Genomic DNA, 22,357 nt, shown 5'->3' with positions numbered 1-22,357 from the left:
ATAACCTCCCTATCGAATGAAACCGCTTACAGTACTAGTTTAACGAAAGCAGGGCAAAAAATCTACCCTGCTCACAAAAAAGTCTTACTATTCTAATACTTTCATAACATTTTTAACTGATTCAACAGATTTTGCAAGCGCTGCTTGTTCATCTTCTAACAAATCAAGCTCAATGATTTCCTCAATACCATCGCCACCAAGGATTGTTGGAACACCTAAGTAAATACCCTCATATCCATACTCACCTTCAAGGTATGCAATTGCTGGAAGAACACGTCGTTGATCCTTTAGAATTGCCTCAGCCATTTGTACAAGAGATGCTGCAGGTGCATAATAAGCACTACCATTTCCAAGCAGACTTACAATTTCTCCTCCACCTTTTCGAGTACGCTCAACAATTTCATCCATACGCTCTTTAGAAATTAATTTTTCTAACGGAATACCACCTGCATATGAATAACGAACAAGCGGAACCATATCATCACCATGTCCACCTAAAACAAAACCAGTTACATCTTTCACTGAAAGGTTTAATTCCTGTGCTACGAATGTACGGAAACGACCGGTATCAAGTACACCAGATTGACCAATCACTCGATTTTTAGGAAAACCAGATTCTTTATATACTGTATAAGTCATCGCATCAACTGGATTTGTTAATACAATAATTGTACTATCTGGAGAGTGTTTAACGATCTCTTTCGTTACCAGTTTCATAATTTTTGCATTAGTCGCAACTAGGTCGTCTCGACTCATACCTGGTTTGCGAGCAATACCAGCTGTAATTATAACTAAATCCGAATCAGCAGTATCTTTGTAATCTGATGTTCCAATAATATTTGCGTCAAACCCTTGTACAGGGCTTGCTTCTAACATATCCAAAGCTTTTCCTTTTGTTGGGTTTTCCATATCAGGAATATCTACAATGACAACGTCTCCTAATTCCTTTTGTGCAGCCATTAATGCAGTAGTTGCCCCAGTGAAACCTGCTCCAATTACCGAAATTTTATTACGTTTCATTTTCATATCTGATAATCCCCCTAAATTAATTGTTCGATTACCCTATATTAACATAAGTAGAGCTGTACATGTTAGATGACAGCTCTACAATATAGACGAATCTATTCACATAGAATTATTCCATGTTCTTAATTAATTCATTCCCAAATTCAGAGCATTTAACTTCAGTAGCACCTTCCATAAGACGCGCGAAATCATATGTTACAACTTTACTACCAATTGTTTTTTCCATTGAATCAGTTACTAATTTAGCAGCTTCAAACCAGCCAAGGTGTTCTAACATTAATACTCCTGAAAGAATAACAGATGAAGGATTAACCTTATCTAAGCCAGCATATTTAGGTGCTGTACCATGAGTAGCTTCAAAGATTGCATGACCAGTCTCGTAGTTAATGTTTGCACCTGGTGCAATTCCGATACCACCTACTTGTGCAGCAAGTGCGTCAGAAATATAGTCACCATTTAGGTTCATCGTTGCTACAACATCGAACTCTTTTGGACGAGTTAGAATTTGTTGCAAGAAGATATCTGCAATTGAATCTTTCACAATAATTTTGCCAGCTTCAACAGCAGCATCTTGTGCTTTATTTGCAGCTTCTTTACCTTCTGCTTCAACAATACGGTCATATTCAGCCCACGTGAATACTTTATCTCCGAATTCTTGTTCAGCTACTTCATAACCCCAATTTTTAAATGCACCCTCAGTAAACTTCATGATGTTACCTTTGTGTACTAATGTCACACTCTTACGGTTATTATCAAGTGCATATTGAATCGAAGCACGTACAAGACGTTTTGTACCTTCTTCAGAAACTGGTTTAATTCCAATTCCAGATGTTTCTGGGAAACGAATTTTTTGTACATTCATTTCATCACGAAGGAAATTAACGATTTTCTGAACCTCATCAGAACCTTTTTGGTACTCAATACCAGCGTAGATATCCTCTGTATTCTCACGGAAAATAACCATATCTACATCTTCAGGTCGCTTTACTGGTGAAGGAACTTTATCAAAATGACGTACAGGACGTACACATGCAAATAAATCTAACTCTTGACGTAACGCAACATTCAATGACCGAATGCCTCCACCAATTGGAGTCGTAAGAGGACCTTTAATTGCAATGATGTACTCTCTAATAACATCTAAAGTTTCTGCTGGAAGCCACTCGCCTGTTTGAGTATGTGCTTTCTCACCAGCAAGAACCTCTTTCCATACTAGCTTCTTTTCTCCATTGTAAGCTTTTTCTACTGCTGCTTCTAATACACGTGAAGCGGCAGCCCAAATATCAGGACCAATACCGTCACCTTCGATATAAGGAATGATAGCATGATTTGGTACTTTTAACTCTCCATTTACTACTGAAATACGTTCACCTTGTGTCAATCTAATTACCTCCTAAATGGTCTCGTTGTTTATCTCTCTATTTATTATTTAGGTTATTAAATAAACCGACAAGGAGAAAATCAATCCTCCTTGTTGTTTTTATCTAGTTATTATCTATTTTCTAATCGTACATACTCTTGCTTTTGTGGCCCAATATATTCTGCGCGAGGACGGATAAGGCGGTTATTTGAATATTGCTCAAGTATATGAGCTAACCAACCTGATACACGACTTACTGCAAATATCGGTGTGAACAAATCATGATCGATGCCTAAGCTATGATAAACTGATGCAGAATAAAAATCTACATTTGGTGGTAGTCCCTTTTCAGCAGTTACAATACCTTCCATCTTGGTAGACATTTCGTACCACTTAGTTTCACCTGTAATATTTGTCAGTTCTTTTGACATTGCTCTTAAATGCTTCGCACGTGGGTCGCCTTGACGATACACACGATGCCCGAAGCCCATGATTTTTTCTTTATTTTCGAAAGCACGTTGTACGTAGCCTTCTACATTTTCAACTTCGTTAATCTCTGATAACATCTTCATTACTCGTTCATTTGCTCCACCATGTAATGGACCTTTTAATGCACCGATTGCAGCTGTTACTCCAGAATATACATCTGATAATGTTGCCACACATACACGCGCAGTAAATGTAGACGCATTAAGTTCATGGTCCGCATGTAAGACAAGCGCTTTGTTAATTGCCTCTTCAGCAATACTCTCCGGCTCTTCACCATTAAGCATGTACAAGAAGTTTGCAGCGATTGTTAGATCTTTGCGTGGTGCTACAGGTTCTTGTCCCTTTCTGATGCGAGAAAATGCTGCCACTACTGATGGAAGCTTTGCTTGAAGACGAATCGCCTTACGATAGTTTGCATCTTCATCCATTACGTCTGCTTCAGAATCAAACAATCCGAGCATTGAAATAGCAGTACGAAGAGCAGCCATTGGATGTACAGTATTTAAGTCATAGGATTTAAAATGATTAACAATTTCTTGAGGAATTTGAGCTTCCTCTGCTAATTGACCTTTTAGTTCGTCAAGTTCTTCTTTGTTCGGAAGCTTGCCGTGCCAAAGTAAATAAATAACTTCCTCAAAGCTTGCATTCTCCGCTAAATCATCGATATCAAATCCTGCATAAGTTAATTGGTCATCGATGATTGAACTAACAGATGATTGTGTTGCCACAATCCCTTCAAGACCACGTGTTGTTGTCATATAACCCCACTCCTTTTCAAAAATTCCCCTACCTAACCGTTCATTTAGAAAAAAAGAAAATGCTTTCATTTTTTATAATGTAAAGCTTATGTAACAATTGGTTGGTGAAAACCTAAATTCATTATAAACAATTATCAGACTTTTGTGAATGAAAAGTGTTCAATTAATATTCATAAATATTTCTTATGACCTTAGTATTTAAACAAAATTCTATTCATAATCTTCTATATCGCAATATTCAAATTTGTAAAATTAAATCTTTAAATTTCTTATAAAAGAGAATCTGATCAATATTATTCACTAGAACGAAGCTTAGTAGGAAATATTTTCTCACAATATTTATGCTAACACATTCCCCTATTATTCACCAATAAATGACATTCTATTTTTCATTTTACAAATTAAATAAATTCAAGCTAAAGTGAAAAATCGTTTAATAAATTAAAAATATCTTATGCATCTTGAAATAAATGCTCAAAATGCTAGCACATGATGGAATCCAAAATAACTTTTAACAAAATGAAACTTGTGGAAAGATGATATCGTATAAATAATTGGGAAAGTTTTCTCTATACATAAAAAAGTTCGTCTATCGGTAACTCTTATGAAATGAATTAAGATGAATATACGTTTTTCCTTATTCTTATTATTACTATTAATCTCAATCCGATGACGCTTTAATCTACACATCTATGAATGAGCTATTTTTTTATCTCACAAAAAAAGAAGGAGGAGTGTTATTGTTGAACCATATATTGTGGCAACGTATCTTACGTTTTTTCATCGTACTCGTTTGTTTAATTGTTGGTGGTTATCTTGCATTTCAAATATCAACTGTTACATACCCATTCATTATTGCAATAATCTTTGCTTATTTGATAAATCCAATCGTAAACACACTTGAACAACGATTGAAAATGCACCGTGTGCTTGCTGTATTTCTTTCTCTATTATTTGTATTTTTAGTACTTGGTGGCATGCTTACACTGATCATCATCGAGATAGTATCAGGATCAAAATATTTGTCCGAGGTTTTGCCCAAACACTTTGAGAATCTCGTTTCATACTTCGAACAATTTGTTACTCAGCAAATTATTCCATTGTATAACCAGGGGATTGGATTATTCAATAATCTAGATTCAGAACAGCAGTCTACAATTGTAGAGACAATTAATGAATTAGGAACAAATATTGGAACACAACTAAGTGCATTCTTGCAATTCATCATAAGTAGCGTTCCAAACTTTCTTTCTTGGCTTCCTAATGTTGTGACTGTACTCGTCTTTTCACTATTAGCTACTTTCTTCATTAGTAAAGATTGGAATCGTCTTAAGACGTTCCTGCAAGGCTTTCTTCCATCAAAAGTTAGAACAAGTGGAAAGACTGTTTTCATCGACCTTCAAAGTGCTTTATTTGGATTTATCCGTGCTCAATTCACATTGATATCAATAACAGCAGTCATCGTCATCGTAGGACTATTAATCTTACGAGTCGATCATGCAATTACGATTGGATTACTTATTGGACTTGTAGACTTACTTCCATACCTGGGAACTGGACTGGTATTCGTTCCATGGGTTATATATGCCTTATTTGCTGGTAATTCAGGATTAGCAATTGGATTATCTGTTCTGTACATTATTATTGTTGTTCAAAGACAAATAATGGAGCCGAAAGTGCTTTCTTCAAACATTGGACTTGATCCATTAGCAACTCTTGTTGCATTATTTGTAGGCTTTAAACTGTTCGGATTCTTAGGCTTAATAATTGGTCCAGTCACATTTGTTATCTTGAAGACATTGTACGAAGCTGGTGTTGTACGTGATGTTAAAGACTTTATTATGATAAAAAAATAAATGAAACATAAACATAATAATTTATGTTTGTGTTTCATTTAAAAACTGACTCTACACCATCAAATCGTATAGTAGCTTCTTCCATAAATTTGTTTACGTGATTACTATTGAAAGAGCTTGTTTTTAGGAGGAGAGAAATGGCTGATGGAAAAAAGCAGCATTAAAATACTTCTCACCAAAGGCTTTACCTACGAACCTTGATGAAAGGGGTAAAATCATTATCGAAAAACACTTTATGTAGTTTAGTTATATATTTATTATTGCATTTTCCCAATAATAAAAACGCTTGGTAAAATCAAGCGTTTTTATTTTGTTATGTTTACTGCCAATTCATATTTTCATTCGCACTTTGTATTGATATGTGAGTAATCTAACAAGTTCAAAGTTCTATTATTATTAGAAACGACGCGTGATATGAATTTGCCCTCGATCAATCATCCGTTGAATAACTTTCCTTAACCAAATCTTAATGACACCTCGTGATAAAGGTAGAAGCAACATAAATCCTAATGCATCTGTAATAAAGCCTGGTGTTAATAGAACAACTCCTCCTATAAGGATACATATTCCATCCATGATAGCTTCATTAGGTAGTTGTCCATTTTGCAACTGTATTTGAGCAAGTTGTAGAGTCTGGAGACCTTCTTTTTTTGCGAGCCATGCACCTGTAACACCAGTTAAGATTATTAATAAAATTGTTGGCCAGACACCTAATGTATTGCCTGACAAGATTAATAAACCAATTTCAAAAGCCGGTACAATTATCAAGAATGGGAGTATATACCTCAGAGCACTCACCGCCTTTCTTTTTTATCTAGATATGAAAAAGAGAAGGATAACCTTCTCTTCTCTTATAATACATTCATTTGTCCATTATAGATATCACCGCGTATTGCATCTACAGTAATTTCTTGACCCTCTTCAAACTTATTAACAGCATCAGTAACTCCAACAATAACAGGGATACCTAAACTAAGTCCAACAACCGCTGCATGGCTAGTTAAACCACCTTCTTCTGTAATAACAGCGACTGACTTTTTAATTGCATCCATCATGTCTCTGTCAGTTCCATAAGCAACGATAACACTGCCCTCTGTTACCTTTTCAGCTTCTTGAACATTTCTAACTACGACAACTTTACCAGTTGCTGACTTTCGACCGATACCTTGTCCTCGTGCAATACTGTCGCCTACAACATGAACCTTCATCAAGTTCGTTGTACCCGTTTCACCAACTGGAACTCCAGCAGTTATGACAATTAAATCACCTGTATTTACTACTCCAGAATGCAATGACTCTTGTACTGCTGTTTCCAATAATTCATCAGTAGATTTCGTACTACTAGCAACTTGAGGAAGCACACCCCATACTAAAGAAAGTTTACGTCTTGTTTCGGCAGAGAATGTCACTGCCACGATTGGAGATTTCGGACGATACTTTGAAATCATACGAGCAGTGTAACCACTCTCAGTTGGAGCTACAATTGCTGTAACACCAAGATTTAATGCAGTATGAGCAACTGATTGGCTAATGGCTTCTGTAATAGTTTGGCCAATTTCACGGCTACGATTTGTCAATATTTCACGATAAGGAATTGCCGTCTCTGCTTTTGAAGCAATATTATTCATTGTTTTTACAGCTTCAACAGGATACTTTCCTGCAGCAGTTTCTCCGGAAAGCATGATTGCATCAGTTCCGTCAAAGATCGCATTTGCTACATCACTTGCCTCAGCACGAGTTGGACGTGGGTTACGTTGCATAGAGTCAAGCATTTGTGTTGCTGTAATAACTGGTTTACCTAACATGTTACATTTTTTAATTAAATCCTTTTGAACTAGTGGTACTTCTTCAGCCGGGATTTCTACACCTAAATCACCACGTGCAACCATTAATCCATCAGAAATCTCTAAAATATCATCAATGTTGTCCACACCTTCACGATTTTCAATTTTAGGAATGATGTGAATGTCTGCATTATGCTTCTCTAATAGTTGTCGAATTTCTAATACATCAGACGCACGACGAATAAATGATGCTGCAATAAAATCAACACCTTGCTCAATACCGAAGCGGATATCATCTGCATCTTTATCGGTAATACCTGGTAAGTTGACACTTACATTAGGTACGTTAACACCTTTTTTATTTTTCAATACTCCCGAATTTAAGACCTTTGTTACAACTTCACCGTCTTCAATACGCAAAACTTCTAGTTCAATTAAACCATCGTCTAGTAGAATTTTAGAGCCTGTATCAACATCTTCTACTAGGCCAGGATATGTGACTGAAAAACGTTCTTCATCACCGAGCACTTCTTCCATTGAAATACGCACTTCAGAATTTGTTTGAAGTGTAATTTCACCATCTTTCATATTGTGAGTACGAATTTCAGGACCTTTCGTATCAAGAAGAATTGCGACTGTTTTATTTAAACGCTCTGCTACTTCGCGAATATTTTTAATACGTGCTGCATGCTCCTCATGATCCCCATGTGAAAAGTTCAGTCTAGCAACATTCATACCTGCTTCAATTAATTCACCTAACTTTTCTGGACTTTCACTAGCTGGACCAATTGTACATACAATCTTCGTTTTACGCATAGATGTTTTCCTCCCAAGAGATTAAATTTCTTTAAATTCAATCATATTAATTGCAATTAGATTGATAACTCATTTGATAACGTATATACGCCGTGGTCAATTGAGTGCTTTTGTGATAAGGCATCAATGATGTCGTGATCTACAAGTTGATTGTCTTGAATACCAACCATGCGACCTTCCTTACCATTCATTAGTAACTCAACTGCTCTCGCTCCTAAGCGACTTGCTAACATACGGTCAGCAGCAGTAGGTGAACCACCACGTTGAATGTAACCAAGCACACTGACTCTTGTTTCAAAACTTGTTCGTTCTTGAATTTCTTTACCAATCTCAACTCCGCTGCCTACTCCTTCAGCAACGATAATAATACTATGTTTTTTACCACGATTATAAGCACGATTTAATCGCTCAATAATATCATTCATTTTATATTCTACTTCAGGGATAAGGATAGATTCAGCACCACCTGCTAAACCAGCCCATAATGCAATATCTCCTGCATTACGTCCCATTGTTTCAATCACGTATGTACGATCATGTGACGTTGCAGTATCACGAATTTTATCAATAGCCCCGAGGACTGTGTTAAGAGCTGTATCGAAGCCTATCGTAAAGTCTGTTCCTGGAATATCATTATCAATCGTACCAGGAACTCCTATACACGGAAAACCTTGCTCAGTTAATTTTTTTGCACCTTGAAATGATCCATCTCCACCGATAACAACTAATCCTTCTATACCATGTTTCCTTAACTGTTCAATACCTTTTTGTTGACCTTCTGGAGTCTTGAACTCTTCAGAACGAGCTGAATAAAGCATTGTTCCACCTCGGTGTACAATGTCACCTACTGAACCTACTTCGAGCTTTTTAATATCACCGTTCATAAGTCCGCTATATCCATGGTAAATTCCATACACTTCAATCCCATGATGAATTCCTTTTCGTACAACTGCTCGAACAGCTGCATTCATCCCAGGAGCATCTCCGCCGCTAGTAAGTACCCCAATCTTCCTCATGAAAACACCTCATTTTTAATAAATAGTATTTCCTTACATTAACACTCTTATTTAGAATTGCTTTAATTGAATCCTTTATACTTATTCTCTTTCAAAGATGCAACTGAATAACTTTGCTCACTTACTCTCTATTATGGTTTTAAAATACCATGAAGATTACAGGAAAACAATATTAAAGTCAGACTTCTGATAATTAAAAAAGCACCCCTTTTCAATAGAAAATGGAGCACTTCTTTTATATTACAATAGGTTAAACGTTTTCAAACCGATGAGATCCGATTGACTTAAATTTGTCATATCTATGTTCAACTAAAGCGTTTTTCTCAATTTTTAACAATTCATTCAATGAATGTTCAAGAACTTCATCAATGTATGACGCCTGTTTTGCAATATCTTTATGAGCTCCACCTTTAATTTCTGGAATGATTTCATCAATAATTCCCAACTCTTTTAAATCAGGAGCTGTAATTTTCATTGTTTCGGCTGCTCTTTGTGCTTGAGTAGCATCTTTCCACAATAATGCAGCAGCACCTTCTGGGGAAATTACTGAATATGTTGAGTTCTCTAACATATGCAAATAGTTTGCAACCCCTAAACCAAGTGCACCACCACTACCGCCTTCTCCTATAACAATAGAAATAATAGGAACACTTAACCCTGCCATTTCAAATAGGTTCTTTGCAATCGCTTCGCTTTGTCCACGCTCTTCTGCTGCCTTTCCAGGATAAGCACCTTTTGTGTCTACAAAAGTAATGATCGGTCGATTAAATTTCTCTGCTTGCTTCATTAACCGAAGGGCTTTTCGATATCCTTCTGGATGTGGCATACCGAAGTTACGTCTAATATTTTCTTTCGTATCTCTTCCACGCTGATGACCAATTACAGTTACTGGAATACCTTTATACTTTGCAATTCCACCTACAATTGCCTCATCATCACCAAAGAAGCGGTCTCCATGCATTTCTAAAAAGTCCGTAAAAATATAATCAATATACTCAAGCGTAGTCGGGCGTTCACTATATCTTGCAATTTGCACACGGTCCCAAGGTTGGAGGTTTCCATACACTTCGCTCTCAAGCTTATGAAGGCGTTCTTCGAGAGTCTTAATCTCATCAGAAAGATCAATGTCTTTCTCTTCTGTGAACTTCTTCAATTCAGCTATTTTTTCACGGAGTTCAACGACAGGGCGTTCGAATTCTAATACACCAGCCATTACATATTCCCTCCTGTTTGATGGATATCTAATACACTCGTAAGCGTTTCTTTCATCTCTGAACGAGGTATTACACGATCAAGTTGTCCATGTTTCATCAGAAATTCAGTAGTTTGAAAATCGTTAGGCAACTTCTCTCGAATTGTCTGCTCGATAATCCGACGTCCCGCAAAACCAATTAATGCTTTAGGTTCAGCAAAGTTATAATCTCCTAAAGATGCAAAACTTGCAGAAACTCCTCCAGTTGTTGGATGTGTCATGACTGATATGATAAGTCCTTGGTTATCACTCAACTTTTTCAATGCTGCACTCGTTTTTGCCATTTGCATTAAACTAAGAGCACCTTCTTGCATTCTTGCCCCACCTGAAGCAGTAAATATAATAAATGGTAGTTTAGCTTCAATTGCATGTTCAATCGCACGTGTTATCTTTTCACCTACGACTGATCCCATGCTTCCCATGCGAAACCTTGCATCCATTACCGCAAACACCGCACTAAAGCCACCAACATCCCCTTTACCTGTAACTACAGCTTCATTTAGGTCAGACTTTTCCATGTCCTTATGTAATTTATCTTCATATCCAGGAAAACCCAATGGATTATTTGAAATCATATCTTTATCAAATTCCTCAAATGTTCCTTCATCTACAAGTGATACGATCCGATCAATAGCATTTAATTGATGGTGGTGACCACATTGTGGACAAACCATTAAGTTTTTTTTAATTTCTTTCGTATACATAATAGCTTTACACTCTGGACATTTCGTCATTATGCCCTCTGGAACGCTTTGTTTAGCCTCCTCAGAAGGAACTGAAGCATATTTTTTCTTTTTCGAAAAAAGATCTTTTAACAAAGGTATAACCTCCTCAATTCTTTCAGCCACTATTCTTTATTGTAAACAGTACACTGCGTTTTTTTTGTAGAAGGCTGTCATGTCCTGTTCGACAAACATACATTTTCTTATCAACTTGCTATTAAATAAAAGTTACTACCTCTACGTTTCTACTTTTTTAACACTCATAAGCTGTTGATACGCAGTTTCATAATGGGAAAAATGATATGGTGAATCAGTTCCACATACCGTTTGATAATAGCTATTTAACATCGTCCATATGCGAATTAATAAATAATTGTCTGTTATCTCAACTAATAATCGATAAAAGCGTTCATGTTGTCTCATATGTACCAATCCGCTTTGTTGTACGTTCCCTTGTAAAGTGTGGAAGACCTGTTGTAGTTGAAGTGCTTTTTCTTGATTTATTCGCCCTAAAGCAAGCTGCATGATTTGTGTTTCTAATATTTCTATCGTCTCTTTTAAATCTTCCTGTGCTTGGTTTTCCTGTAAGACAAAAGCCGAGATGACTTGAATTAATTCATTACTTCTTGCATCTTTGATAAATGTTCCTTCTCCTCGTCTTGTTTCAATCAATCCTACGAGTTCTAGTGATCGTAATGCCTCACGAACAGAGGAACGAGCAACTTGCAAACGTTCTGCTAACTCACGCTCAGAAGGTAACTTGTCGTCTTGTTGCAATCCATCTTCTTCAATAATATTTCTTAACTGCTGTAAAATCTCAACATATACTTTCTGCTTCATCGTCACTTTGCTTCAAACCCCTACTTTCCTAATTAAGGTAGCATGATTACGTGATGAAGATAGCCTGAAATTGTATCGGAAAAGAGCAGGAGACTCCCCCTGCTCATTATTCCTATTCATTTTCTTGTTTAGTAATGTCAGACAGCTGACGTGTTTTCTCTGCTACTTTCTCTGGAGAAACTTCTCGTCTTGCAACCCCTGTTTCAACTGCAACCTTCGCTACTGCCGCTGCAACAGCAGGAGCTACACGTTCGTCGAAAGGTGCTGGAATTACATAATCAGCTGAAAGCTCATCCTCATCTATTAACTCTGCAATAGCCTGAACTGCAGCAATCTTCATCTCTTCGTTAATGTGTGTTGCACGGGCATCTAACGCACCACGGAAAATCCCTGGGAATGCCAATACGTTATTTACTTGATTAGGGAAGTCAGAGCGACCTGTTCCAATAACTTTTGCACCAGCTTCTTTTGCTTTTTCTGGCATGATTTCCGGCACAGGATTAGCCATCGCAAAAATAATTGGATCACTATTCATTGTCTTTATCATTTCCTCTGTTAATGCACCAGCAACAGATACACCAATAAAGACATCCGCTTCAGTAATTACATCTTTTAGTGTTCCTTCTATTTTTTGAGTGTTTGTACGTTTAGCTATATCCTCTTTTACAGGATTCATACCATATGGACGCCCTTCAAAGATTGCACCGCTTGAATCACACATAATGATATTACGCACACCATAGCTACGTAACAATTTCATAATAGCAATCCCAGCTGCACCCGCACCATTCATAACAACTTTAATATCAGATTCGGATTTCTTCACTAACTTAAGTGCATTCACAAGTCCAGCTAATGTGACAATCGCCGTCCCATGTTGATCATCATGAAAGATTGGAATGTTCGTTTCTTTTTTCAAACGTTCTTCAATTTCGAAGCAATTCGGTGCAGCAATATCTTCTAAATTTACTCCACCAAATGTTGGTTCTAATCGTTTAACAGTTTCCACTATTTCATCAACATCACTTGTGTTCAAACAAATTGGAAATGCATCTACGCCTGCAAAACTTTTGAAAAGCAATGCCTTCCCTTCCATAACTGGAAGTGATGCCTCTGGTCCAATATTCCCTAATCCTAAAACCGCTGTTCCGTCTGATACTACAGCAACAGTATTGCCTTTCATTGTATATTCATAGACCTTCTCTTTATTATCATAGATTTCTTTACAAGGTTCAGCAACTCCAGGTGAATATGCCAAACTTAAATCTTTTGCATTTTTCACTTCTACTTTCCCTTTTACTTCAAGCTTTCCACCATTCACACGATGCATATGCAATGCCTCTTCACGTCTAATAGACACCTTCTGTTCACTCTCCTTCTAGTATAAGCGCAAAAATATTAGACCAAAATCTCTTACAAAGGATGTTCAACAAGGTCGAAAAACAGTTTAGAACTTAAATAGGCTGACTCTTCTGCTCCTCTTATACCTTGTAACTATCACTTTGGTGTGGGAAGTTATGTCACCTTGTTCTTAACAGTCCTGTTTGAACACACACTTACATTAAAATTCTTTCTAAAAGTACTTTCTTCTAACTTACTAATACAGTTCTCTTTGTTAATTCTACTGGCTATTAAGTCCATTATCGCTTTGAAATAAGACAAGCTTATGAAAAAATAAATATATGATAACACAAGCTTTAACCATAGTGGTCTGACCACGAAAACTGAGCTTTCTTCATTATAGCAGACGATTTCCCCCTGTAAAGACTAACGCTTCACTAGCGCAAGATTCTTTTCACCAAGTAAATTTTCCAACATGTTTATACAGTCAGTTGAAGGAAAGATAGAATAAGCAGTAGGTAGTTTAGTCGTTTTCTTTTCTTTCTCGTAATAAAGAAACACTTCTACTGGACCAGAATGCTTTTGTAATATTCTTTTCATACGGTTTAACAATTTGGGATTTTCATTTTGTTCGTTAATTTTCAAATACAATTTTTGATGCAAAATACCTTCTAACCTTGATACAGGTACAATCTTTTTAGTATTAATTTGTACCTTTCCATTACGATGCTCAATAATCCCTTCAACCAAATAAATATTATCATCCTTAAGAAATAAACGATGTTGTTGATAAACATCTGGAAAGATAACACTATCTATCTCACCACTTGCATCATTTAGTTTTGCAAACGCCATCTGTTCACCTTTTTTAGTTTCAATAATTTTTGTTTCTAATAAATATACAACCATCTTAACAACTGATTTTACCTGTTTATCCTTCAAATCAAAAATACGTGATGTATGAAAACTCTTCATCAATGTCTCATATTCATCGACAGGATGCGCAGAAAGATAAAAACCTAGCACTTCTTTCTCCATTCTGAGTTTGTCTTTCAACTCAAATGGTTCAGCTTCATTATAATTTGGCTTAGGCACAACCTCTTCACCAAGAAATAATCCACTATCCATTTCTCCTGCTAACTCAATATAATCAAATGCTGCATCTAAACTGGCAAGTAAGACTGAGCGTTCTTGAAGAAATTCATCGAAACTACCTGATAAAATGAGTGCCTCAAGCACTTTTCGATTTACAACTTTCAATGATACACGACTACAAAAGTCAAATAAGTCTTTAAAAGGTCCATTCTGGCGTTGATGTAAAATCTCTCGAACTGCCTTCATTCCTATATTTTTTATAATCGGCAAACTACAGCGAATTGAATCACCCTCAACAGTAAAAGATGCAAAGCTGTGATTGATTGAGGGTTGTAATACGATTAATCCATCTGCTTTTGCTTCTGCAATGTAAGCAGCTGTTTTCTCTTCATTACCTGTTACACTAGAAAGCAATCCTGCCATAAAACATAATGAATAATTAGCCTTTAAATAAGCCAATTGGTAAGAAATCATACTATAAGCGACAGCGTGACTTCTATTAAAACCGTAGTTTGCAAACTGAACAATTAAATCATATATTTCATTTGCGACCTGTTCATCGTATCCATTGTGCAAACAACCTTGTACAAAATGCTCTCTTTGCGCCTGTAACACATCGGCTTTCTTTTTACTAACTGCACGCCTAAGTAAGTCTGCCTCTCCTAATGAAAACTGTGCCATTTTTGAAGCAATTTGCATAATTTGCTCTTGATATACAATAACACCATATGTCTTTTCTAAAATAGGCTTCAAAATCGGATGGGGGTAGTTCACACTTTTAAGACCATGTTTTCGTTCAATAAAATCTGGAATCTGCTCCATCGGTCCAGGTCGATACAGTGCATTAACAGCAACTATGTCTTCAAAATCGTTCGGCTTAAGACGTTTTAATACACTACGCATCCCTTCTGATTCCAACTGAAAAATACCAGTTGTTGCACCATCACCTAATAATGCAAATGTTTTGGCATCATCAAAGGGTAGATCTTTTACTAATATATCCCTTCCTGTTTTCTTACGAATGAGACGCCGAATAGATTCAATTAAACTTAAATTTCTTAGTCCTAAGAAGTCCATCTTCAATAAACCTGCTGATTCAAGGTCATCCATAGGGTATTGAGTAAGTAGCATATCTTCATGTTCGCCTTGAACGGGTACGATATCAGTAAGCTTCTTGTCACTTATAATTATGCCAGCGGCATGAGTTGATGTATGACGAGGTAACCCTTCAATCTTTTCAGCAATATGGTAAAGGCGTTTATATTCCTCAGCCCGATCAATTAGATTTCTTAATTGTTCAGATTGTGAATAAGCCTTCTTCAAAGTCATCCCTGGCTTGATTGGAATCTTTTTAGCTACACGATCTACATCAATATTTCTGATTCCTAATACACGACCACAATCCCGTACTGCAGCTCTAGCAGCAAGCGTACCAAAAGTTATAATTTGTGCCGTATGTTCCCGTCCATATTTCTGTTCAACATATTGAATGACTTCATCACGACGATTATCTGGAAAATCAATATCAATATCTGGCATGCTAATTCGCTCAGGGTTTAAAAATCTCTCAAACAATAAATCGTATTTTAGAGGGTCTACATTTGTAATTCCTAATACATAAGCTACTAACGAACCAGCTGCGGAACCTCGACCAGGGCCAGTCAAAATTCCTTTTTGGTGAGCAAACCGCATAAAATCCCATACAATTAAGAAATAATCACTAAACTCCATATCTTGTATAATGGATAATTCATAATCTAAACGCCTTGATGCTTCATCGTCTATTTTTCCAAATCGTTTTACAAGTCCCTTTTCACATAACTTCCTCAAATACTTTTCAGCTGTAAATTGTTGAGGCACTTCATACTTTGGAAGCATACGATCTCCAAGTTCAAGATCAACCTGACACTTATTCATAATGTTAATCGTATTTGCAACTGCTTCAGGAAACGATTGAAACAAACGCCTCATCTCATCTCCAGTTTTAAAGTCTCCATCTTCGTATGTCTCAGTGAGAACTTCATCGCTTTCAAGGGATTTTCCAAATTTTATTGCAAGTAAACATTGATAGGCAATTCGGTCCTCTTTATCTAAAAAGAAAATAGGATTCATTGCCACAAGAGGGATATGTAATGAATTTGCACACTGACGAATATGCTCATTGAAGTGTGAATTAGTCGGTTCAACCGCCAAATAAAAATCATCTTTATATTTTTTTTTATAAGCTTCTAGAACATTACCTACTTTCGTCAGGTCATTTTGATTTATATAATGACCACACTCGCCGTTTTTTGGCATGATTACAACGAGATTATCACTATTTGCATGAAAATCTGCTTTTTTGACATATTCAGCTTCAGTTGTTTGGCTAATGCTCGATAGTTTCACTAATTCTTGATAACCAACTTTATTTTTCGCAAGTAGAATCAAAGGATAAACATTATTCTCTTCCGTTTTTACTGATAACTCTAAACCAATAATCGGTTTAACATCATGCTTTTTACATAATTGATAAAATGTTAACGAACCATACATTACATTTTTATCTGTTAAAGCTACTGCAGGCATATTATACTCTTTTGCTTTATGGACTAACTTTTCAAGATGCACCGCACTCTCTAGTAAACTATAACCACTGTGAACATTTAAATGGATAACTTCCATAAATCGTTCCACCTTCTTTATAAAAAAACATTATTAGACTAAGCTATTCTTTCTATTCTATTTTTCACTATTATAATATAGATCGCCTTCGATTGAAAAAGTTGACCTATGGCATGAATGACCAAATAAAAAGAAGAAACTATAGAACAAAACGAATACTGAATAATTTGTCACATACTTGTCCTTCTTTCAAAAGGCACTTTTACAAGTACAAAAACATAAACAAGGACATGTTGTCATACACATAATGTTAGTAAGGTTAATATCAGGAATTAAACTTTTGCAAACTAGCTTGTGCCAGAGTTCTCTTATTTTAATGAAAAAATGTATTTTATACATAATTAATTACCAAGATTGAAGGTGTAAATATGATTGAGGAACGATTTATGGCGTCATTTATTAATTGTTATTTCATCGGTCTTGGCGTATTACTTGGTGGTGTCATTATCGGTGGATTAGGTGCATTCCTTGTAGGACAACCTCCTTTAACAATGATGGTGAAAATAGAAAAAGGATTAAAGATTTGGGCAATTGTAGCTGCAATAGGTGGAACATTTGATGCGATCACAAACTTCCAGCGTGGTATCTTCTACGGAGAAACACTTAGTATTTTCAAACAAATACTTCTTATTATCGCTGCAATGGGTGGAACACATACAGCATCGCTGATACTACATTGGCTCACACAGGAGCAAATGTAGTGAGAGTTCCTCCTTATTATCGTGATCCAAAGTGGCAACGTTTTTTTGCTGGTACCTTTATTGGAATGGTCGTTAGCTGGGGTGTATTCCTTTTCATTTTTGGACAAATGCAAGATGAACAAATATTAACACTATCCGAACAAAGAAATAAAATCACTCAATTAAATCAAGAAATTCAGATGTGGAAAGAAGATGTTGAGCATTTAAATAATGAAAATAAAAAAAAGCTTATTGTTGAAGACATTGTCATCGAATTAACCAATGCGAAAGAACTGAAGCTAGACTTGTTAACCGTTCAATTATTAAAGGATGCTATCCAAGGCGAACTACAACCACTTCTCAAACAAAATATTGCAACAATCGTGGAAAACAAAAACTTTTTATTTAAAACAATTGAAAATAAAATTTACGACTTTGATCAATCTCAATATACTGTTAAAGTAAAATACCTCTTCTTATCTACAACTCTAGAAGTGCATGTGGAAGTCCAATTACGCAAGTGACAAGCGCAACACTTTCTGCCATTATAAAATAAACAGAACAAGTTCAAGCCATTTCTAAACGTATAATCTTTTTATTGTATAAAAAACGAATGCGATTAACACATTCGTTTTTATAATTTAGTTATTATTAAATTCAGCACATGCTTTGTCTAAATCTGCAATAACATTTTCAGCTTCAGACCATTCATAAATCGTAGCACCCGATGCAAGTGGATGACCACCACCGTTATATTTTTGTGCAACAGTATTGATAATCGGTCCTCTAGAACGAAGACGCACACGAATTTGATCATCTTCTTCTACAAAGAATACCCAAGCTAACACTCCGTCAATATTCCCTAAAACACCAACTGTTTTAGAAGTTTCATTTGCTGTAAGGTTATATTCCGCAAGTAATTCTTTCGTTAAACTTACAGCAGCAACTCCTTCATCTGTTACAGAGAAGTTTTGAAGAATAAAACCATTTAATCGTGCGATACTAGGGCTCATTTTATACATATCAGTATATAACTCTGAGAAATTGATCCCTTTTTTAACTAATTCAGATGCATACTTGAATGTGTTAATATTCGTGCTTGGGAACAGGAATCGACCTGTATCACCAACAATTCCAGCAAATAATAGACGTGCTGCTTGTTCTGTAAGTACAAGACCTTGTTCTTTACCGAATTCATAGAACTCGTAAATAAGTTCAGACGTTGCACTAGCGTCCGTATCTACCCAAACGAGGTCACCATAAACATCACGATTCGGGTGATGATCGATTTTTATTAATCGTTCTCCTTTATTATAACGAGAATCACTGATTCTTTCTTGGTTGGCTGTATCGCAAACGATAACTAATGCACCGTTATACATATCATCAGAAACTTCATCCATACGTACTAAGAAAGTTAACCCTTCCTCTTCTTCACCAGTTAAATAGACATTCTTATCTGGGAACGATGCTTTAATGATTTCACCTAGCCCACCTTGAGACCCTAATGCATCTGGATCAGGGCGAACATGACGATGTATGATAATTGTATCGAACTTTTTAATTTCATTCAGAATGTCTTGTTTCATTGCAATCATCCTATCTGTTGTTATTTTAGTGTCATTAAACTTTCAAATCTTGACTAGCTTTTCAATACAAGCACCGTTACAATAGAAAGCGGAAACGTAGATTGGAAGGTGTGATTAACAAGTGTTAGTGTTCGGCTCATTATCAATAATTGCGCTAATCATGTATTTATTCTATAAAACAAAATTTTTCCGCTCAAGACGACCTTACGAAAAACAATGGTATTCTGCAAAATCAAGTATTTCATTAGGTGCATTTGTTTTTCTATTCGGATTGAATCAAATCATCGGATGGAGTATTACCATCGAACTTGTTGTAGGCGTTCTTTTTATCCTCATTGGAGGATTACACGCATATTTTAATTTCAAAAGAAAGAATTATTATTTTCCACTCGCTGTTGAGGAAGCTGAAAAAGCAAACCTTCAGAATGATTAAGATATGTAAAAGTCATGTCCATTCGGGCATGACTTTTTTTGTATACCGTAACAATTTACTCACTTTTAATTTTGGAAATAAAATAACGATTATCATGATAGTGTAAATTATATTCGAACTATTATTCTACTCTAGCGATCAATTAATTGCGCCATCAATAACGCTTTCCCAACAAGCTTACCTTCGTTATATACTTCTACATCAACCTTTCCGAACTTACGACCAACTTCAAGCACTTTCGGTACAATTTCTAAGATACTTTCTAATTGGACAGGTTTAATAAAGTAAACAGTGATATTCTCAACAACGAGGTCGCCTTTCTTATGATTTCTCATTATCCGACTGCTCGCTTCTGTTACAAGCGTCGTAAACACTCCATAAGAAATTGTTCCAAGGTGATTAGTCATTTGAGGTGTAACTTCACAACGATAGGTTGAACCGCCAGCCTCTGTCGTATTCATAAACTGATTCGTAATTAAGTCGTCAATTGTTTCACCTACTTGTGGTTGACGTTGAATCATTTGTAGTGCTTTTAAAACATCTTGTCGACTAATAATCCCTTGCAACCTATGATGATCATCAATAACAGGAAGAACTTCAATCCCTTCCCATACCATCATATGTGCACAGTTTGCTACTGACGTCTTAGCATTAACCGTCATCGGATTTTTCGTCATTACTTTTTCAATTGAAAGGTTACGATCCACCCCTATGACATCTTTAGCAGTGACCATTCCTTGAATTTTCAAAGAATCGTCTACTACTGGATAACGACTATGCTTCGTTTCATCGTTTAACTCAAACCATTTGCCGACATTATCACTTGTTTCGATAAAAAACGTTCGTTCAATTGAAGTTAAAATATCTTCTACAAAAACAATTTCTTTCTTAATCAATTGATCATAGATAGCACGGTTAATCATAGTAGCTACAGTAAATGTGTCATAACTTGTTGAGATGATTGGTAATTGAAATTCATCTGCTAATAATTTTACATTTTCTTCTGTATCGAATCCACCTGTAATAAGTACTGCCGCTCCAGCTTCTAATGCCTTCTCATGAGCTTTCGTCCGATTACCAATAATAAGTAAATTTCCTGCTCCTGTATAACGCATCATCGCTTCTAGTTTCATCGCACCGATTACAAATTTGTTTAATGTTTTATGAAGCCCTTCTCGACCACCTAAGACTTGACCATCAACAATGTTTACAACCTCTGCATATGTAAGCTTTTCGAAATTTTCTTTCTTTTTCTGTTCAATTCGGATGGTTCCTACACGTTCAATCGTACTAACCATCCCTTTATTTTCAGCATCTTTAATCGCACGATAAGCAGTCCCTTCACTTACCAGTAGCTCTTTCGCAATTTGTCGAACAGAGATTTTATTACCCACTTCTAAGTTTTCGATATGCTGTAAGATCTGCTCATGTTTTGTAGCCAACTTCCTCACCATACTTTCATTTCATCTCGAATTAATTGAGATGTAAATTTATCTTGCTTTCATTATACTTGTGAAACCACGTCACATCAATTAGACACCTTTCTTTTATCAAGCAAAATCGCTTCATTTTTTCAACGCAAAATAAAAGGTTGATTACGTTCATTTCTTTTATTCAAATCCTATGTATATTAAAAAAACTATTACACATTATATACGTATCAACACAACAAACAGCTGCTATTTTGAAACGTTAAAACAACGTTGAAAATCACTCTAAACTACTTGTTCATTATTATTCGTACATCGATGGGCTATAGCCAAGCGGTAAGGCAACGGACTTTGACTCCGTCATGCGTTGGTTCGAATCCAGCTGGCCCAGTATAACCATCTTATTTTCCTAGCAAGAATCATTAACAATTAAACACATGCTACTCGATTAAGAAAGAGCTGACTGCCCTATAAAAACAGTCAGCTCTTTCTTATAAATTGAATGAATCCCCTGGATTCATCACTTTCCCTTCACTACTAGCTAATGCACTTACAAATTGATGTGGATCTTGTTCTATAACTGGGAAAGTATTGTAGTGGATCGGTATTACTTCTTTAGAATTTATCCATGTTGCTGCAAGAACTGCATCATCATGTCCCATCGTGAAATTATCTCCAATTGGTAAGAACGCAACATCAATGTTGTACAATTCACCATACATCTTCATATCAGAGAATAAAGCTGTATCTCCAGCATGATATATCGTTTTACCTTCAGCAAAAAATAGAATCCCCGCTGGCATACCTGTATAAATGATTTGTCCATCTTCTTCTGTATAACTTGATCCGTGGAACGCTTGTGTAAACTTCACTTTTCCAAACTTAAATTCATGTGAACCACCTATATGCATTGGATGTGTTTTCACACCTTTTGCTCCCAAATAATTGGCTAATTCAAATGTCGCAATCACTAATGCATCATTTCGTTTAGCAATCTCCACAGTATCTCCTACATGATCATTATGACCATGTGTTAATAATATTACATCGCATTTTACATTACTTGCATCTAGATCACATAGTGCATTTCCGTTTATAAATGGATCAATTAAGATTTTTGTACCTTTAGTTTCAATTTGTACCACTGAATGTCCATGATAAGAAAGTAGCAATAGTATTCGCCCCTTTGAATATGATTTATTAATA

Annotated in this window: 18 protein-coding genes and 1 tRNA gene; 5 read left to right on the top strand and 14 right to left on the bottom strand. The window is 36.0% G+C overall.

Features of this window, described 5'->3' with window-relative positions:
* Window positions 1–87: 87 nt before the first annotated feature.
* From mdh to citZ, 3 genes are all read right to left on the bottom strand, one after another.
* Window positions 88–1,026 carry a malate dehydrogenase gene (mdh, locus tag BFG57_RS14175; RefSeq protein WP_069718145.1) on the bottom strand — a complete coding sequence of 313 codons (939 nt, stop codon included), beginning with the start codon at window positions 1,024–1,026 and terminating at the stop codon, window positions 88–90.
* A 109-nt stretch (window positions 1,027–1,135) separates the two neighbouring features.
* Entirely contained in the window at window positions 1,136–2,407 is a 1,272-nt protein-coding gene (gene icd / locus BFG57_RS14170; protein ID WP_069718144.1) for an NADP-dependent isocitrate dehydrogenase, read from the bottom strand.
* A gap of 110 nt (window positions 2,408–2,517) precedes the next feature.
* Window positions 2,518–3,633 (bottom strand): citrate synthase, encoded by a 1,116-nt coding sequence (gene citZ / locus BFG57_RS14165; RefSeq protein WP_069718143.1) that lies wholly within the window; start codon window positions 3,631–3,633, stop codon window positions 2,518–2,520.
* Window positions 3,634–4,376: 743 nt separating this feature from the next.
* On the opposite strand from citZ, the gene ytvI reads away from it, so the two are divergent.
* Window positions 4,377–5,489 (top strand): sporulation integral membrane protein YtvI, encoded by a 1,113-nt coding sequence (gene ytvI / locus BFG57_RS14160; protein WP_069718206.1) that lies wholly within the window; start codon window positions 4,377–4,379, stop codon window positions 5,487–5,489.
* Between the two features lie 396 nt (window positions 5,490–5,885).
* Here the strand turns inward: ytvI and BFG57_RS14155 are convergent, their stop codons facing one another.
* The 8 genes from BFG57_RS14155 to dnaE form a co-directional block, all read right to left on the bottom strand.
* Window positions 5,886–6,278, bottom strand: a complete 393-nt coding sequence (locus tag BFG57_RS14155; protein WP_069718205.1) for an FxsA family protein — start codon at window positions 6,276–6,278, stop codon at window positions 5,886–5,888.
* A 62-nt stretch (window positions 6,279–6,340) separates the two neighbouring features.
* On the bottom strand, window positions 6,341–8,089 hold the full coding sequence (gene pyk, locus BFG57_RS14150; RefSeq protein WP_069718142.1) for a pyruvate kinase: 1,749 nt from the start codon (window positions 8,087–8,089) through the stop codon (window positions 6,341–6,343).
* Between the two features lie 56 nt (window positions 8,090–8,145).
* The gene (gene pfkA, locus BFG57_RS14145; protein ID WP_069718141.1) at window positions 8,146–9,105 is read right to left on the bottom strand and encodes a 6-phosphofructokinase; all 960 of its coding nucleotides are present in this window, start codon (window positions 9,103–9,105) and stop codon (window positions 8,146–8,148) included.
* Between the two features lie 250 nt (window positions 9,106–9,355).
* Window positions 9,356–10,318, bottom strand: coding sequence for an acetyl-CoA carboxylase carboxyl transferase subunit alpha (gene accA / locus BFG57_RS14140; protein ID WP_069718140.1), 963 nt, complete (start codon window positions 10,316–10,318; stop codon window positions 9,356–9,358).
* Window positions 10,318–11,175, bottom strand: coding sequence for an acetyl-CoA carboxylase, carboxyltransferase subunit beta (accD, locus tag BFG57_RS14135; protein WP_069718139.1), 858 nt, complete (start codon window positions 11,173–11,175; stop codon window positions 10,318–10,320). The genes accA and accD overlap by 1 nt, the downstream gene beginning before the upstream one ends.
* A gap of 141 nt (window positions 11,176–11,316) precedes the next feature.
* Window positions 11,317–11,919 carry a FadR/GntR family transcriptional regulator gene (locus tag BFG57_RS14130; protein ID WP_069718204.1) on the bottom strand — a complete coding sequence of 201 codons (603 nt, stop codon included), beginning with the start codon at window positions 11,917–11,919 and terminating at the stop codon, window positions 11,317–11,319.
* 112 nt (window positions 11,920–12,031) lie between these two features.
* Window positions 12,032–13,249, bottom strand: a complete 1,218-nt coding sequence (ystJ, locus tag BFG57_RS14125) for an NADP-dependent malic enzyme (protein WP_425388522.1) — start codon at window positions 13,247–13,249, stop codon at window positions 12,032–12,034.
* Window positions 13,250–13,686: 437 nt separating this feature from the next.
* Complete coding sequence (gene dnaE, locus BFG57_RS14120) at window positions 13,687–17,019, bottom strand: DNA polymerase III subunit alpha (RefSeq protein WP_069718137.1); 3,333 nt, start codon at window positions 17,017–17,019, stop codon at window positions 13,687–13,689.
* A 368-nt stretch (window positions 17,020–17,387) separates the two neighbouring features.
* On the opposite strand from dnaE, the gene ytrH reads away from it, so the two are divergent.
* Both ytrH and ytrI read left to right on the top strand, forming a co-directional pair.
* Window positions 17,388–17,720 (top strand): sporulation membrane protein YtrH, encoded by a 333-nt coding sequence (gene ytrH / locus BFG57_RS14115; protein ID WP_069718136.1) that lies wholly within the window; start codon window positions 17,388–17,390, stop codon window positions 17,718–17,720.
* The gene (gene ytrI, locus BFG57_RS14110) at window positions 17,720–18,223 is read left to right on the top strand and encodes a sporulation membrane protein YtrI (protein WP_069718135.1); all 504 of its coding nucleotides are present in this window, start codon (window positions 17,720–17,722) and stop codon (window positions 18,221–18,223) included. The genes ytrH and ytrI overlap by 1 nt, the downstream gene beginning before the upstream one ends.
* Before the next feature lie 117 nt (window positions 18,224–18,340).
* Here ytrI and BFG57_RS14105 read toward each other — a convergent pair whose 3' ends face one another.
* Window positions 18,341–19,288 carry a DHH family phosphoesterase gene (locus BFG57_RS14105; protein WP_069718134.1) on the bottom strand — a complete coding sequence of 316 codons (948 nt, stop codon included), beginning with the start codon at window positions 19,286–19,288 and terminating at the stop codon, window positions 18,341–18,343.
* Window positions 19,289–19,409: 121 nt separating this feature from the next.
* Between BFG57_RS14105 and BFG57_RS14100 the strand changes: the two genes are divergently transcribed.
* Window positions 19,410–19,721: a YtpI family protein gene (locus tag BFG57_RS14100; protein WP_069718133.1), complete on the top strand. Its 312-nt coding sequence runs from the start codon at window positions 19,410–19,412 to the stop codon at window positions 19,719–19,721.
* A 131-nt stretch (window positions 19,722–19,852) separates the two neighbouring features.
* On the opposite strand, the gene BFG57_RS14095 is transcribed toward BFG57_RS14100, so the two are convergent.
* Window positions 19,853–21,163 (bottom strand): CBS domain-containing protein, encoded by a 1,311-nt coding sequence (locus tag BFG57_RS14095; RefSeq protein WP_217627935.1) that lies wholly within the window; start codon window positions 21,161–21,163, stop codon window positions 19,853–19,855.
* A gap of 307 nt (window positions 21,164–21,470) precedes the next feature.
* Between BFG57_RS14095 and BFG57_RS14090 the strand changes: the two genes are divergently transcribed.
* Window positions 21,471–21,542 (top strand) — tRNA-Gln (locus tag BFG57_RS14090).
* 100 nt (window positions 21,543–21,642) lie between these two features.
* Here the strand turns inward: BFG57_RS14090 and BFG57_RS14085 are convergent.
* Window positions 21,643–22,323 (bottom strand): metal-dependent hydrolase, encoded by a 681-nt coding sequence (locus tag BFG57_RS14085; RefSeq protein WP_069718131.1) that lies wholly within the window; start codon window positions 22,321–22,323, stop codon window positions 21,643–21,645.
* Window positions 22,324–22,357: the final 34 nt, after the last annotated feature.

This window comes from Bacillus solimangrovi (genome assembly GCF_001742425.1).
Lineage (GTDB): Bacteria > Bacillota > Bacilli > Bacillales > Bacillaceae_N > Bacillus_AV > Bacillus_AV solimangrovi.
This window is presented reverse-complemented; position numbering and strand designations above follow the sequence as displayed.

Bases quoted from the DNA above. Each gene is read 5' to 3' on its own strand.
- ystJ (WP_425388522.1), bottom strand. From the start codon at position 13,249: ATGCATCGTGTGAATGGTGGAAAGCTTGAAGTAAAAGGGAAAGTAGAA.
- citZ (WP_069718143.1), bottom strand. From the start codon at position 3,633: ATGACAACAACACGTGGTCTTGAAGGGATTGTGGCAACACAATCATCT.
- pfkA (WP_069718141.1), bottom strand. From the start codon at position 9,105: ATGAGGAAGATTGGGGTACTTACTAGCGGCGGAGATGCTCCTGGGATG.
- pyk (WP_069718142.1), bottom strand. From the start codon at position 8,089: ATGCGTAAAACGAAGATTGTATGTACAATTGGTCCAGCTAGTGAAAGT.
- BFG57_RS14130 (WP_069718204.1), bottom strand. From the start codon at position 11,919: ATGAAGCAGAAAGTATATGTTGAGATTTTACAGCAGTTAAGAAATATT.
- mdh (WP_069718145.1), bottom strand. From the start codon at position 1,026: ATGAAAATGAAACGTAATAAAATTTCGGTAATTGGAGCAGGTTTCACT.
- accA (WP_069718140.1), bottom strand. From the start codon at position 10,318: ATGGCTGGTGTATTAGAATTCGAACGCCCTGTCGTTGAACTCCGTGAA.
- ytrH (WP_069718136.1), top strand. From the start codon at position 17,388: ATGATTGAGGAACGATTTATGGCGTCATTTATTAATTGTTATTTCATC.
- dnaE (WP_069718137.1), bottom strand. From the start codon at position 17,019: ATGGAAGTTATCCATTTAAATGTTCACAGTGGTTATAGTTTACTAGAG.
- BFG57_RS14105 (WP_069718134.1), bottom strand. From the start codon at position 19,288: ATGAAACAAGACATTCTGAATGAAATTAAAAAGTTCGATACAATTATC.